At 63.6% G+C, this 12,755-nt stretch carries 13 protein-coding genes; 8 read left to right on the forward strand and 5 right to left on the reverse strand.

Annotated features, from left to right (window positions below; genetic code table 11):
• The first annotated feature begins 124 nt into the window (after positions 1 to 124).
• The 6 genes from hemA (at position 125) to ACQKPS_RS07850 (ending at position 5,472) form a co-directional block, all read left to right on the forward strand.
• A complete protein-coding gene (gene hemA / locus ACQKPS_RS07825) occupies positions 125 to 1,402 on the forward strand; it encodes a glutamyl-tRNA reductase (RefSeq protein WP_054887461.1) in 1,278 nt (425 codons plus the stop codon).
• Positions 1,399 to 2,481: a peptide chain release factor 1 gene (prfA, locus tag ACQKPS_RS07830; RefSeq protein ID WP_283723945.1), complete on the forward strand. Its 1,083-nt coding sequence runs from the start codon at positions 1,399 to 1,401 to the stop codon at positions 2,479 to 2,481. Before hemA ends, prfA begins: the two co-directional genes overlap by 4 nt.
• The gene (prmC, locus tag ACQKPS_RS07835; protein ID WP_254483180.1) at positions 2,481 to 3,311 is read left to right on the forward strand and encodes a peptide chain release factor N(5)-glutamine methyltransferase; all 831 of its coding nucleotides are present in this window, start codon (positions 2,481 to 2,483) and stop codon (positions 3,309 to 3,311) included. The genes prfA and prmC overlap by 1 nt, the downstream gene beginning before the upstream one ends.
• Positions 3,305 to 4,060, forward strand: a complete 756-nt coding sequence (locus tag ACQKPS_RS07840; protein WP_254483181.1) for a molybdopterin-synthase adenylyltransferase MoeB — start codon at positions 3,305 to 3,307, stop codon at positions 4,058 to 4,060. Before prmC ends, ACQKPS_RS07840 begins: the two co-directional genes overlap by 7 nt.
• Complete coding sequence (gene murI, locus ACQKPS_RS07845; protein ID WP_427603470.1) at positions 4,053 to 4,850, forward strand: glutamate racemase; 798 nt, start codon at positions 4,053 to 4,055, stop codon at positions 4,848 to 4,850. Before ACQKPS_RS07840 ends, murI begins: the two co-directional genes overlap by 8 nt.
• A gap of 103 nt (positions 4,851 to 4,953) precedes the next feature.
• Complete coding sequence (locus ACQKPS_RS07850) at positions 4,954 to 5,472, forward strand: acyloxyacyl hydrolase (RefSeq protein ID WP_254483185.1); 519 nt, start codon at positions 4,954 to 4,956, stop codon at positions 5,470 to 5,472.
• 65 nt (positions 5,473 to 5,537) lie between these two features.
• On the opposite strand, the gene ACQKPS_RS07855 is transcribed toward ACQKPS_RS07850, so the two are convergent.
• From ACQKPS_RS07855 to ACQKPS_RS07875, 5 genes are all read right to left on the reverse strand, one after another.
• Complete coding sequence (locus ACQKPS_RS07855; RefSeq protein ID WP_427603472.1) at positions 5,538 to 6,236, reverse strand: SDR family oxidoreductase; 699 nt, start codon at positions 6,234 to 6,236, stop codon at positions 5,538 to 5,540.
• On the reverse strand, positions 6,233 to 7,675 hold the full coding sequence (gene phrB / locus ACQKPS_RS07860) for a deoxyribodipyrimidine photo-lyase (RefSeq protein WP_427603474.1): 1,443 nt from the start codon (positions 7,673 to 7,675) through the stop codon (positions 6,233 to 6,235). Before phrB ends, ACQKPS_RS07855 begins: the two co-directional genes overlap by 4 nt.
• Entirely contained in the window at positions 7,666 to 8,565 is a 900-nt protein-coding gene (locus ACQKPS_RS07865; protein WP_283723950.1) for a MerR family transcriptional regulator, read from the reverse strand. Before ACQKPS_RS07865 ends, phrB begins: the two co-directional genes overlap by 10 nt.
• The gene (locus ACQKPS_RS07870; protein WP_283723951.1) at positions 8,555 to 9,523 is read right to left on the reverse strand and encodes a DUF523 and DUF1722 domain-containing protein; all 969 of its coding nucleotides are present in this window, start codon (positions 9,521 to 9,523) and stop codon (positions 8,555 to 8,557) included. The genes ACQKPS_RS07865 and ACQKPS_RS07870 overlap by 11 nt, the downstream gene beginning before the upstream one ends.
• Before the next feature lie 107 nt (positions 9,524 to 9,630).
• Complete coding sequence (locus ACQKPS_RS07875) at positions 9,631 to 10,617, reverse strand: NAD(P)/FAD-dependent oxidoreductase (RefSeq protein WP_254483192.1); 987 nt, start codon at positions 10,615 to 10,617, stop codon at positions 9,631 to 9,633.
• A 187-nt stretch (positions 10,618 to 10,804) separates the two neighbouring features.
• On the opposite strand from ACQKPS_RS07875, the gene ACQKPS_RS07880 reads away from it, so the two are divergent.
• Together ACQKPS_RS07880 and hemH are read left to right on the forward strand one after the other, a co-directional pair.
• Entirely contained in the window at positions 10,805 to 11,710 is a 906-nt protein-coding gene (locus ACQKPS_RS07880; protein ID WP_313201999.1) for a TIGR01777 family oxidoreductase, read from the forward strand.
• A 13-nt stretch (positions 11,711 to 11,723) separates the two neighbouring features.
• Positions 11,724 to 12,737, forward strand: a complete 1,014-nt coding sequence (gene hemH, locus ACQKPS_RS07885; protein ID WP_427603477.1) for a ferrochelatase — start codon at positions 11,724 to 11,726, stop codon at positions 12,735 to 12,737.
• Positions 12,738 to 12,755: the final 18 nt, after the last annotated feature.

The following is a 12,755-nucleotide window of genomic DNA, read 5'->3' on the forward strand; positions in this document are numbered from 1 at the left end:
GCACAAGCGCGCCGGTTCCCTGAGCAGCGGGGGCAGGGCTATCAGCACAATAGCGAACGGTGGTTGTTCTAAAACCTGCGAAAGAGGACAATTATCGGCTTCTCGTCACAACCAGCGACCTTGCATGGCCTTTCTTGCACTTGGTATCAACCATAAGACTGCCTCGGTAGACGTACGCGAGCGCGTGGCGTTTACCCCGGAGCAGCTGGTAGACGCCCTGCAGCAGCTCTGCCGACTGACCGCCAGCCGTGAGGCGGCGATCCTGTCGACCTGCAACCGTAGCGAGCTTTATATAGAGCAGGACCACCTGTCCGCCGACGCCGTTCTGCAATGGCTGGCCGAGTACCACCGGCTGAGCCTGGACGAACTGCGTGCCAGCGCCTACGTCCATGAAGAACACGATGCGGTGAAGCACATGATGCGGGTCGCCTCCGGGCTCGATTCGCTGGTGCTCGGCGAACCGCAGATCCTCGGCCAGATGAAGTCCGCCTATGCGGTGGCGCGTGAGGCCGGCACCATCGGCCCGTTGCTCGGGCGCCTGTTCCAGGCCACCTTCAGCGCCGCCAAGCAGGTGCGCACCGACACCGCGATCGGCGAAAACCCGGTTTCCGTGGCATTCGCTGCGGTCAGCCTGGCCAAGCAGATCTTCAGCGACCTGGGCCGCAGCCAGGCCCTGCTGATCGGTGCCGGCGAAACCATCACCCTGGTCGCTCGCCACCTGCATGAACAAGGTGTGCGCCGCATCGTCGTGGCCAACCGCACCCTGGAGCGGGCGAGCATCCTCGCCGAGCAGTTCGGTGCCCATGCCGTGCTGCTGGCCGACATTCCGCAGGAGCTGGCCAACAGCGATATCGTCATCAGCTCCACTGCCAGCCAGTTGCCGATCCTCGGCAAGGGCGCGGTGGAAAGCGCGCTGAAGCAGCGCCGGCACAAACCGATCTTCATGGTCGATATCGCCGTCCCGCGTGACATCGAGCCGCAAGTGGGCGAACTCGACGACGTCTACCTGTACACCGTCGATGACCTGCACGAAGTGGTCGCGGAAAACCTCAAGAGCCGCCAGGGTGCGGCCCAGGCCGCCGAAGAGCTGGTTTCGGTGGGCGCCGAAGATTTCATGCTGCGCCTGCGCGAACTGGCCGCGGTCGATGTGCTGCGTGCCTACCGCCAGCAAAGCGAGCGCCTGCGCGACGAAGAACTGCAAAAGGCCCAGCGCCTGCTGGCCAATGGCGGCAACCCCGAAGAAGTATTGGCGCAACTGGCCCGGGGCCTGACCAACAAACTCCTGCATGCCCCCAGCGTGCAGTTGAAAAAGCTCTCGGCCGAGGGCCGCCTCGATGCGCTGGCCATGGCCCAGGAACTCTTTGCCCTCAACGAGGGCTCGACGGACAAATCCCCGCAATGAAAGCGTCGCTGCTGAACAAACTGGAGATTCTCCAGGACCGCTTCGAGGAACTCACCGCGCTGCTCGGTGATGCCGAAGTCATTTCCGACCAGACCCGCTTCCGCGCCTATTCCCGTGAATATGCCGAAGTCGAGCCGGTTCATGCCGCCTACAAGGAATGGCGCAAGGTGCAGGACGACCTTGAAGGCGCCCAGGCGCTGCTCAAGGACGCTGACCCCGACCTGCGCGAAATGGCCGTCGAAGAAGTGCGCGAAGCCAAGGAGCAACTGGTCGAACTGGAGTCCAACCTGCAGCGCATGCTGCTGCCCAAGGACCCCAACGATGGCCGCAACGTATTCCTCGAGATCCGTGCCGGCACTGGCGGTGACGAAGCGGCGATCTTCTCCGGCGACCTGTTCCGCATGTACTCGCGCTACGCCGAGAAGCGCGGCTGGCGCCTGGAGATCCTCTCCGAGAACGAAGGCGAGCACGGCGGTTACAAAGAGATCATTGCCCGTGTCGAAGGCGAAAACGTGTACGGCAAGCTCAAGTTCGAGTCTGGCGCGCACCGTGTTCAGCGGGTGCCGGAAACCGAATCCCAGGGCCGTATCCACACCTCGGCCTGCACCGTGGCCGTGCTGCCCGAGCCCGACGAGCAAGCGGCAATCGAGATCAACCCGGCCGACCTGCGTGTCGACACCTACCGTGCCTCGGGTGCCGGTGGTCAGCACGTGAACAAGACCGACTCGGCGATCCGCATCACCCACTTGCCTACCGGCATCGTGGTCGAGTGCCAGGAAGAGCGTTCGCAACACAAGAACCGCGCCCGCGCCATGTCCTGGCTGTCGGCCAAGCTCAATGACATGCAGACCAGTGCCGCGCAGAACGCCATCGCCAGCGAGCGCAAGCTGCTGGTTGGCTCCGGTGACCGCTCCGAACGCATCCGTACCTACAATTACCCACAGGGGCGGGTAACCGATCACCGCATCAACCTGACCCTGTACTCCCTCGACGACATCCTTGCCGGTGGCGTGGAGGCCGTCATCGAACCGCTGTTGGCTGAATACCAGGCCGACCAACTGGCTGCCCTGGGGGACTGATGACCATCATTGCCAGCCTCCTGCGCAACGCGCAGCTGCCGGACTCGCCCAGCGAGCGCCTGGACGCCGAACTGCTGCTCGCCGCTGCCATCGGCAAGTCGCGCAGCTTCCTGCACACCTGGCCCGAGCGCATCGTCAGCAGCGAAGATGCCGAGACCTACGCCAGCTACCTGCAACGCCGCCGGGCCGGTGAGCCGGTGGCCTACATCCTCGGGCAGCAGGGCTTCTGGAAGCTCGACCTGGAAGTAGCGCCGCATACGCTGATTCCACGCCCGGATACCGAGCTGCTGGTCGAAACCGCGCTGGAGCTGCAGCCCGCATCGCCTGCCACGGTCCTCGACCTGGGCACCGGGACCGGCGCCATCGCCCTGGCCCTGGCCAGCGACCGCCCGGCCTGGCAGGTTACGGCGGTGGACCGCGTCGAAGAGGCCGTGGCCTTGGCCGAGCGTAATCGCCAACGCCTGGGCCTGGATAACGTCCGGGTGCTGGCCAGCCACTGGTTTGGCAGCCTCGCCGGGCAACGTTTCGACCTGATCCTCAGCAATCCGCCATACATCCGCGCTGAAGACCCGCACCTGGTCGAGGGCGACGTGCGTTTCGAGCCCAGCAGTGCGCTGGTGGCCGGTACCGATGGCCTGGATGACCTGCGGGTGATCATCGCCCAGGCGCCTGAGCACCTGGTGCCGGGTGGCTGGCTGCTGCTCGAGCACGGTTACGACCAGGCGGCGGACGTGCGCGCCCTGTTGAGCGCGCAAGGCTTCACCGAAGTGGTCAGCCGCAAGGACCTGGGCGGCCATGAGCGTATTTCACTGGGGCGCCTGCCATGCTGAGCGATCAGGAACTGTTGCGTTACAGCCGGCAGATTTTGCTGGCCCAGGTGGACATCGACGGCCAACTGCGGCTCAAGCGCAGCAAGGCATTGATCGTCGGCCTCGGTGGCCTCGGCTCGCCAGTGGCGCTGTACCTGGCGGCGGCGGGCGTGGGTGAGCTGCACCTGGCCGACTTCGACACCGTCGACCTGACCAACCTGCAACGCCAGGTCATCCATGACAGCGACAGCGTTGGCATGAGCAAAGTGGATTCGGCGCTGCAGCGGCTGCAGGCGATCAACCCGGAGATCGCGCTGGTTGCCCACCGCCAGGCACTGGACGAAGACTCCTTGGCCGCTGCGGTGGCTGCGGTCGACCTGGTGCTTGATTGCTCCGACAACTTCGGCACCCGCGAGGCGGTCAATGCGGCCTGCTTCGCAGCGGGGAAGCCCCTGGTGAGTGGCGCGGCGATCCGGCTGGAAGGCCAGTTGTCGGTGTTCGACCCGCGTCGTGACTACAGCCCTTGCTACCACTGCCTGTACGGCCATGGCAGCGAAGATGAGCTGACCTGCAGCGAAGCCGGTGTGATCGGCCCGCTGGTGGGGCTGGTCGGTAGCCTGCAGGCGCTGGAAGCGATGAAACTGCTGGCCGGCTTCGGTGAGCCGCTGATAGGCCGCCTGCTGTTGATCGACGCCCTCGGCACGCGCCTGCGTGAATTGCGCGTCAAGCGTGACCCGGCGTGTGCCGTGTGTGGCAAGCGCGATGGCTGAGCGCTCGGCGCCGGTCGGCGTGATGGACTCGGGGGTCGGCGGTTTGTCGGTGCTTGCCGAAATCCAGCGCCTGTTGCCCAACGAGTCGCTGCTCTATGTGGGCGATTGCGGACATATTCCTTATGGCGAAAAGTCTGCGGACTACATCCGCCAGCGCTGCCGGCGCATCGCCGAGTTCTTCCAGGCGCAAGGTGCCAAGGCAATGGTCCTGGCCTGCAACACCGCGACCGTGGCTGCGGTCGGCGACCTGCGCGAGTTGTATCCCGACTGGCCTTTGGTCGGCATGGAGCCGGCGGTCAAGCCTGCCGCCGCCGCCACCCGCTCGGGTGTGGTCGGCGTGCTGGCCACCACCGGCACCTTGCAGAGCGCCAAGTTTGCCGCCTTGCTCGACCGTTTCGCCAATGACGTGCAGGTGATCACCCAGCCCTGCCCAGGGCTGGTCGAGCTCATCGAAACCGGTGATCTCGGCAGCCCGCAGTTGTGCCAGTTGCTGCTGGGGTATGTGCAGCCACTGCTGGCTGCTGGCTGCGATACGTTGATCCTCGGTTGCACCCACTACCCGTTCCTGCGTTCGCTGCTGGCGCAGATGGTGCCCGCCGATGTGGCCATCATCGATACCGGTGCCGCCGTGGCGCGCCAATTGCAGCGCCTGCTGGCCGCACGCGATCTGCTGGCGGCGGGGCCGGCGCGTGATGCGGCATTCTGGACCAGCGGCGAACCGCAGGCGCTGAGAAATATCCTGCCAGTGCTGTGGCATAAGTCGGACGTAGTGCAACGCTTTCAGTTGTAAAAAAAATGTGAAAACCGCTGAACTAACGTTGCCTTGCCGATTTCTACCGATTTGCCTGACACAAGGCGAACACTAATAACAGCATCAGGAAAGGATGTTTTTCATGAGGAAGCTGATCGGTTTGGCGGCCGCTGCCGCGTTTACCCTGGGGCATGTGGTGGCAGCGCAAGCAGCCGATGTATCGTTTTCGGTAGGACAGACCGGTGATTCCACCATGGTTTATCGACTGGGTCTGCAGTCCAACTGGGATGCAAGCTGGTGGCAGACCAGCGTTGGCCGGCTGACTGGCTATTGGGATGGCGCCTACACCTACTGGGACGGTGACGAGACCTCCAGCAACCACAGCCTTTCGTTTGCGCCCGTGTTCGTTTACGAGTTCGCCGGTAATTCGGTGAAGCCGTATATCGAAGCGGGGATTGGCGTGGCGGCTTTCGCCCATACCGAACTCGAGAGCAACAAGTTAGGTTCGTCTTTCCAGTTCGAAGACAGAATTGGCTTCGGCTTGCGTTTTGCCGGTGGGCATGAAATCGGGGTGAGAGCGATCCACTATTCCAATGCGGGGATCCAGACCCCTAACGACGGTGTCGAGAGTTACAGCCTGCACTATCGCATGGCCCTCTGAGTTTTCCTGTGCCGGCCTCTTCGCGCCGAACCGCCGCGAAGAGGCCGGGCTTGAAAACTCAGAACTCAACGGGATAGCGGCCACAGGCTGCTGATATCCAGCACCTCCAGCACCAGTTCCGGTTCACGCAATGCCAGGCGAGCGATCAGTTCATCCGCCGCACTCTGCGGCGTCCAGGCATCCGGAACGGCCTGCACGGAAGTCACCGGCGTCTTCAGCGACTGCGGTGCCACCACGGTCAGGTCAATCCCATGATCCTTCAATAACTGGCGCTGTTCACGCGACCACTGCGGCAGATTGTTCCAGCCCGCCGAAACCTGGGTCGGCGAGTACAGCTGCAAGGCCGAATAACGATTGAAAATCGCCATGACCTGCGGCTGATGCCCCTTCGCCAGCAAGGGGAGCGCACTGGCCAGGCAATGCTCGCCAGCCAGCTGGTTGTCATTGACGATGGCCTCGAACACATCGCTGTCCGCCACGTCATCGGCCAGGTAATCACTGGCCCCACCGTTGATGAGCAAGACGTCCAGCGAGCACCAGGCGTGGCATATCTGTTCTGCCGCCCTGGCGGCCGTGCCTTCTTCATGCAATTGCCACGGCAGGCGCAACAGCCGGCTACCATGGCGCATGGCCAGAGCGTCCAGTGCTTCGCTTGCTTTGCCACTTGCGGCAACCCGGTGCCCTTGCTCGAGCAACCGCTCCACCAAGGCCAGACCCAGTCCGTTGCTGGCCCCCGTAACCCAGAAACTACGCGAGTTATTCAAGATGCTGCCCTCTGATCCTGCCGGCGTGGTAGGCCCTTGAAAGCCTCCAGTGCACGCTGGCGACTGCTGCCGAGATCGACAATCGGACTGTGATAGGAATTATTAGCAAAAAGATCGGCTGACTTCACTGGCTGATGGATGGTTTTTTCGTCCAGTCCACGCAATTCCGGTAGCCAGTGGCGAATGAAGCGGCCTTCGGGGTCGAACCGCTGCGACTGGGAAACCGGGTTGAAGATGCGGAAATAGGGCACTGCGTCGGTGCCGGTGGAGGCACTCCACTGCCAGCCACCATTATTCGCGGCCAGATCACCGTCTATCAGATGGCGCATGAAGTGCCGTTCGCCCAGGCGCCAGTCGATCAGCAGGTTCTTGCTCAGAAACATCGCGACGATCATGCGCAGGCGGTTGTGCATCCAGCCGGTGTGCAGCAACTGGCGCATGGCCGCGTCGATGATCGGGAAACCGGTACGCCCCTCCTGCCAGGCCTTGAAATCGTCTGGCGCATCGCGCCAGGGCAGGGCTTCGGTCTGAGTGCGGAAGGCACGATGCCTGGAGACCTGCGGGTAACCCGTCAGGATGTGCTTGTAGAACTCGCGCCAGAGTAATTCGTTGATCCACGTCTGCACGCCGCTGTTGCCACTGTCGAACTCGCCGCGGTTGCTGGCCAGGGCAGCATGCAGGCATTGGCGGGGCGAGATCACGCCAGCCGCCAGGTAGGCAGAAAGTTGGCTGGTGCCAGGTTTGGCCGGGAGGTCGCGCAGGTGCGCATAGTCTTCGACCGTTTCATCGACAAAGCGGGCAAGCCGCGCCTGCGCTTCGGCTTCACCGGCTGGCCAGTAATCGCTCAGCGCAACGGCGGGTTTGTCGAAGCCATCGATGTGCTGCGGGATCGGGTCGCTGGCGATACCCAGTGGCTGCTGGCGATTTACTCGGCGGGCCAGTGTCGGCAGGCTGCGGTGCAGGTGTTCCAGGCAGACTTTCTTGAACTGGGAGAAGACCTGGAAGTAGTCACCGCTGCGAGTCACGATGGTGCCCGGGCGGAAGAACAGCTGGTCCAGGTAGCTGTGGGCGCGCACGCCAGAATCCTCCAGCAGCTTGCGCGTGGCTGCATCGCGCCGCTCCTCGTTGATGCCGTATTCGTCGTTCCAGTGCACCGCTTCGATGTTGTGCCGCCGGCACACGTCGAGCAGGGTCGCCGGGGCCTGGTCCCAAGTGTCGATCGTGCGCACCAGCAGCGGGATGTTCAGTTCTTGCAGTGCCTGGCGCAGCTGGCGCAGGTTGCGCAGCCAGAAGTCGACCTTGCAGGCAGCGTCATCGTGGGCCTGCCATTGACCGGGGCTGGCCAGCCACAAGGCCACGGTCGGGCCGCGCTCGCAGGCAACGCTGAGGGCGGAGTTGTCGTCGATGCGCAGGTCGCTGCGCAGCCAGATCAGTTGCATGGGGCACTCGTCTCTACAGGCAGGCGCACATTGCCTTGCAGCACACGCAATGCCGCCTGCGGGGTATCGAACAGGAAAAGGTCGGGCAGATCGAAAGCGTGCAGCTCGGCTTGGTGCAGGGCGAGGGTGGCGCCGCCCAGCAGCTTGGTCACGTCGATACCTTGCAAGGTCCGCTGCAAGGTGCTGGCATCGATTCGCGGGCCAAGGTGCAGCAGCACGGCCCGAGGCTGCAGGGTGGTCACGGCACGTTGTAGCTGCGCGCCGCCCACCGGTTGTTCAAACACCTCTACGGGGATGCCGTTGCTACTTAGCAGCCAGGCGCACAGCCACAGGCTTGGGTCGAACGGGCGCTCGCTGTCTTCGCATAGCAGCACGGCCGGCCCCTGCAACGATTGATTGTCGTGATACACCCGAGCCCCTAGCTTGCTGCGTAGCCAGGTATGGAAAAACACCTGTTCAAGCCGCGCGTTGAAGTGGCTGCGCCAGCGCACCGCGAGGGATGCCAGCAGCGGCAGCAGCAACTGTTCGCACAGCGTCACGGCTGGGTACAACGCCATCACCTGGTTCAGTTGCTGGTCGAGACTGCGTTGGGAGAGGTGGGCAATGGCTTCGACCAGCTGCAGCTGGCGCGGCTGCCAGTCGCCCATCGGTGTACGCTCTACCGGTTGGTCGAGCAGCTCGCGAACCTGACCGACCGAAGCACCCCGTTCAAGCCAGCCGAGTATCGCCTGAACCCGTTCGAGCTGGTCTTGCCCGTACAAACGATGCCCTTTGGCGGTGCGTTGCGGCTTCAGCAAGCCATAGCGACGCTCCCAGGCGCGCAAGGTGACCGGGTTGACGCCGGTGCGCCGGGCCAGCTCGCCAATCGGCACGAGGGTTTCAGACAGCATTGCGCAGTCCCAGGCTGTCAGGGTGCGGCTGCAGGTACGTCTGTTGTTGCAGGTAAGGATCGGGGTGTTTGCGCAAGTGATGCTTGAGCAGTGTCAGTGGCACCACCAGCGGTACTACACCTTGCTGGTACTGGCCGATGAGGTGCTGCAGCTCAGCTTTGTCCTGCTGCGTCAGCGAATCCTTGAAGTAGCCGCTCAGGTGCTGCAGGACATTGCCGTGGGTACCCCGGCTGGCGCAACGCCGCAGCGCTTGCATCAGCTGGCTGAAGTAGCGAGGCCCGATCTGTTCGGGGTCATCCTCCCGACTCATGCTGCCCAGCAGGCGGCCGAGCTGACGATAGGCCTGGGGGTTGTTGGCCATCAGCAGGTACTTGTAGCGTGAATGGAAACGCACCAGGGCGCCACGGCTCAACCCTTGCGCCAGCAATTGCTGCCAGTCGGCGTAGGCGTAGACGCGGCTGATGAAATTTTCCCGCAGCACCGGATCGTGCAGGCGTCCTTCCTCCTCGACCGGCAGGTCCGGGCGACGGGCGCAGAAGGCAGCGGCATAGGCCCCCATGCCGCCTTGCGGCGCAGGATAACCGTTTTCCTGGTAGACCTTGACCCGCTCCAGGCCGCAGGAGGGGGATTTCTGCATGAAGATGTAGCCACAGATGTCATCGAGCTCATCGGCCATCTGTTCGCCATAGTTGCGCAAGGGGACAGTCAGGTCGGTGTCCGGGTTGCGCGTTCCGACCACGGCGGGTCGCGAGGGGTCGCCGACCAGGCGGATCGGGTCGCGGGGCACGCCCAGGCCGATGGCGACTTCAGGGCACACCGGCAGCCAATCGAAGTGCGCTTGCAGTTGTTCACGGCACAGGTCGGAAGCCTTGTGCCCGCCGTTGTAGCGCACGCTATGGCCGGTCAGGCAGGCGCTGATGGCGATACGGGGCTTATGTGCGGGTGCAGGTTCTGGCATGGCTGTCTCCGAAAACTTGTACAAGGAATCTATCACGTACAAGTTAATTCCAGCACAGCCAGAAAGTTATGCAAACTAGTATTTTTGTATAGCGCTGCCGCGTGACGTTAATCCAGGTGCTCCAACAGCCGCCGCGCAGCTTCCTGGCCACTGAGCCAGGCGCCTTCGACACGGCCAGACAGGCACCAGTCGCCACAGGCATAGAGGCCCTGGTCGGCATCGGCCAGCGCACCCCATTCGTGGTTGCTGCTTGGCCGCGCATAAAGCCAGCGGTGGGCCAGGGCGAAGCTCGGCGCCGGGACCACGCAGCCGATCAGCTCGGCGAATTCCCCCCACAGGTGCTCGATCACTTCTTCCTTGGCCAGGTCGATGTGCTGCCTGCTCCAGTCGGATGTGGCGTGCAGCACCCAGGTATCGAGGTGTTCATCGCGGCCGGGTTTGCTGCGGTTGCGGGCCAGCCAGTCGAGCGCGCTGCCTTGCACGAAGCAGCCTTGCATCGGCGTATCCAGCGGTGCCTGAAACGCCAGGGCGACGGCCCAGGTCGGTTCCATCTGCACCCCGGCAGCCACGGCCGCGAGCTTTGGCGTGGCGGCCAGCAATTGAGTGGCCTGGGGCGCGGGTACGGCAATCACCACGCGGCTGAACGGGCCATGGCTGCAACCTTCGGTGTCCTGCAGGTGCCAGAATTGCTTGCCGCGGAACACTTCGGCGATACGGCAGCCGAAGTTCACCGTGACGTCCTTGAGCAGGCCACGGGTGATGGCACTCATGCGCGGCACGCCTACCCAGCGGGTCTGTTCGTCGGGAGAGGGGGTCAGTTCACCGTCCCGGTAGTTGTACAGCTGCGGCTTCCACTGCGCGGCCCAGCCGGCAGCCACCCACTGCTGCACCTGCTCGACGAAGCGCCGGTCACGGGCAGTGAAATACTGCGCACCCAGGTCCAGTGCGCCGGCTTCGCTGCGCTTGCTGGCCATGCGCCCGCCGCTGCCATGGCCTTTATCGAACAAGTGAACGGACTGCCCGGCCTTCTGCAGGGCCTGGGCGGCGGACAGGCCGGCGATACCGGCACCGATGATGGCAATAGGTACTGTCATGATGGCCTCTTCGAACCTTGCTGTAGGCAGACTACGCTGTCAGGCAAACCTGTACAATGCACAATCTTTGTATAAGGTTATTCCGCTTCATAGGCAACATGGCCTATGGTTATCCGAGAGCGATAGGTCTGGAAAAGTGCCTTGTTCTTAAAAATAGACCATGGCCGCACGCTGCGAGGACACAGCCATGCATATATTGCTGACAGGTGGTACCGGGTTGATCGGCCAGCACCTTTGCCAATACTGGCTGGGCAAGGGGCATCGCCTGACCGTGTGGAGTCGACGCCCTGAAAACGTGTCGCGATTGTGTGGCAGCGGGGTGCGCGGGATTGGCCGGCTGGAAGATCTGGGGCCTGATGAGCAGCTGGATGCGGTGGTCAATCTGGCCGGTGCGCCGATCGCCGATCGGCCCTGGTCGGCCGCTCGCCGCAACCTGCTGTGGGCCAGCCGCATCACCCTCACCGAGCAGCTGCTGGCCTGGCTGGGCAACCGTGAACAGCGCCCGGAGGTGCTGGTTTCCGGTTCCGCCGTGGGCTGGTACGGCGATGGCGGCGAACGCGAACTGACCGAGGCCTCGCCGCCGGTTCGCGAAGATTTCGCCAGCCAGCTGTGCATCGCCTGGGAAGAAACCGCACAACGCGCGCAGCACCTTGGCATTCGCGTGGTGCTGGTGCGCACCGGGCTGGTACTGGCCAGCGACGGTGGTTTCCTGTCGCGCCTGCGCCTGCCGTTCAAGCTCGGGCTGGGTGGGCCGTTGGGGGATGGCCGGCAGTGGATGCCATGGGTGCATATCGACGACCAGATCGCCCTGATAGATTTTCTCTTGCAGCACAAGGACGCCAGCGGTCCCTATAATGCCTGCGCGCCAGAGCCGGTCCGCAACCGCGATTTCGCCAAGGCGCTGGGGCGTGCGCTGCATCGGCCTGCATTCTTGCCGATGCCCGGCTTGCTGCTCAAGGCCGGTCTCGGCGAGCTGTCGACCTTGCTGCTCGGCGGCCAGCGAGCGCGCCCGGTGCGCCTGCTGGCGGCAGGCTTCACATTCCGCTTCAACGATCTGCAATCGGCCCTGGGCAACTTGTCCAGCCGCCTCTGACAAAGGACGCTGCATGACCGATCACGCTCTACTGCTGGTTAACCTGGGTTCGCCGGCCTCCACCTCGGTGGCCGATGTGCGCCGCTACCTCAACCAGTTCCTCATGGACCCCTACGTGATCGACTTGCCCTGGCCGGTGCGACGCCTGCTGGTGTCACTGATCCTGATCAAGCGACCGGAGCAGTCGGCGCACGCCTACGCCTCGATCTGGTGGGATGAAGGCTCACCACTGGTAGTCCTGACCCGTCGCCTGCAAGCGGCGATGGTTGAGCACTGGCCACACGGGCCGGTGGAAATCGCCATGCGCTACGGTGAGCCAGCGTTGCCTGAGGTGCTGGCGCGTCTGGCCGCACAAGGTGTGCGCAAGGTGACCCTGGCGCCGCTTTATCCGCAGTTCGCCGACAGCACGGTCACCACGGTGGTGGAACAGGCAAGGCAGACGTTGGCCGAGCGCCAGTTGCCGTTGCAGTTGCGCGTGCTGAAGCCGTTCTATGACCATCCTGAGTACATCGACGCGTTGGTCGCCAGTGCCCGGCCTTACCTCGAGCAGGACTTCGACCATCTGTTGCTGAGTTTCCATGGCTTGCCGGAGCGGCACCTGAAGAAGCTGTACCCGACCGGCAAGCACGATCTGCGTTCAGCCGACTGCTGCCGCGATGCCAGCGCCGAAGTGCGTGCCGTGTGTTACCGCGGGCAGTGCCTGGCTACGGCCAAGGCCTTTGCGGCGCAGATGGGCATCCCGGAAGGCAAGTGGTCGGTGTCGTTCCAGTCGCGGTTGGGGCGTGACAAGTGGATCGAGCCCTACACCGAGACGCGCCTGGACGAGCTGGCCAAAGCCGGGGTGAAGAAGCTGCTGGTGATGTGCCCGGCATTCGTTGCCGATTGCATCGAGACGCTGGAAGAGATCGGCATGCGCGGCAGCGAGCAGTTTGTCGAAGCGGGCGGCGAAGAGTTGATGCTGGTGCCGTGCCTGAATGATCACCCGGAGTGGGTGAGGGTGTTGGCCCGGATGTGTGAAAAAGCCTGATTGTTGGTAAGCCTGTTC

This window comes from Pseudomonas sp. NPDC086566 (assembly GCF_050280885.1).
GTDB classification, from domain to species: domain Bacteria; phylum Pseudomonadota; class Gammaproteobacteria; order Pseudomonadales; family Pseudomonadaceae; genus Aquipseudomonas; species Aquipseudomonas vlassakiae.

Coding starts and splice junctions, on each gene's coding strand:
- ACQKPS_RS07880 (WP_313201999.1), top strand. CDS start 10,805: ATGCATATATTGCTGACAGGTGGTACCGGGTTGATCGGCCAGCACCTT.
- hemA (WP_054887461.1), top strand. CDS start 125: ATGGCCTTTCTTGCACTTGGTATCAACCATAAGACTGCCTCGGTAGAC.
- prfA (WP_283723945.1), top strand. CDS start 1,399: ATGAAAGCGTCGCTGCTGAACAAACTGGAGATTCTCCAGGACCGCTTC.
- ACQKPS_RS07870 (WP_283723951.1), bottom strand. CDS start 9,523: ATGCCAGAACCTGCACCCGCACATAAGCCCCGTATCGCCATCAGCGCC.
- ACQKPS_RS07875 (WP_254483192.1), bottom strand. CDS start 10,617: ATGACAGTACCTATTGCCATCATCGGTGCCGGTATCGCCGGCCTGTCC.
- hemH (WP_427603477.1), top strand. CDS start 11,724: ATGACCGATCACGCTCTACTGCTGGTTAACCTGGGTTCGCCGGCCTCC.
- prmC (WP_254483180.1), top strand. CDS start 2,481: ATGACCATCATTGCCAGCCTCCTGCGCAACGCGCAGCTGCCGGACTCG.
- ACQKPS_RS07850 (WP_254483185.1), top strand. CDS start 4,954: ATGAGGAAGCTGATCGGTTTGGCGGCCGCTGCCGCGTTTACCCTGGGG.
- phrB (WP_427603474.1), bottom strand. CDS start 7,675: ATGCAACTGATCTGGCTGCGCAGCGACCTGCGCATCGACGACAACTCC.
- ACQKPS_RS07840 (WP_254483181.1), top strand. CDS start 3,305: ATGCTGAGCGATCAGGAACTGTTGCGTTACAGCCGGCAGATTTTGCTG.
- ACQKPS_RS07865 (WP_283723950.1), bottom strand. CDS start 8,565: ATGCTGTCTGAAACCCTCGTGCCGATTGGCGAGCTGGCCCGGCGCACC.
- murI (WP_427603470.1), top strand. CDS start 4,053: ATGGCTGAGCGCTCGGCGCCGGTCGGCGTGATGGACTCGGGGGTCGGC.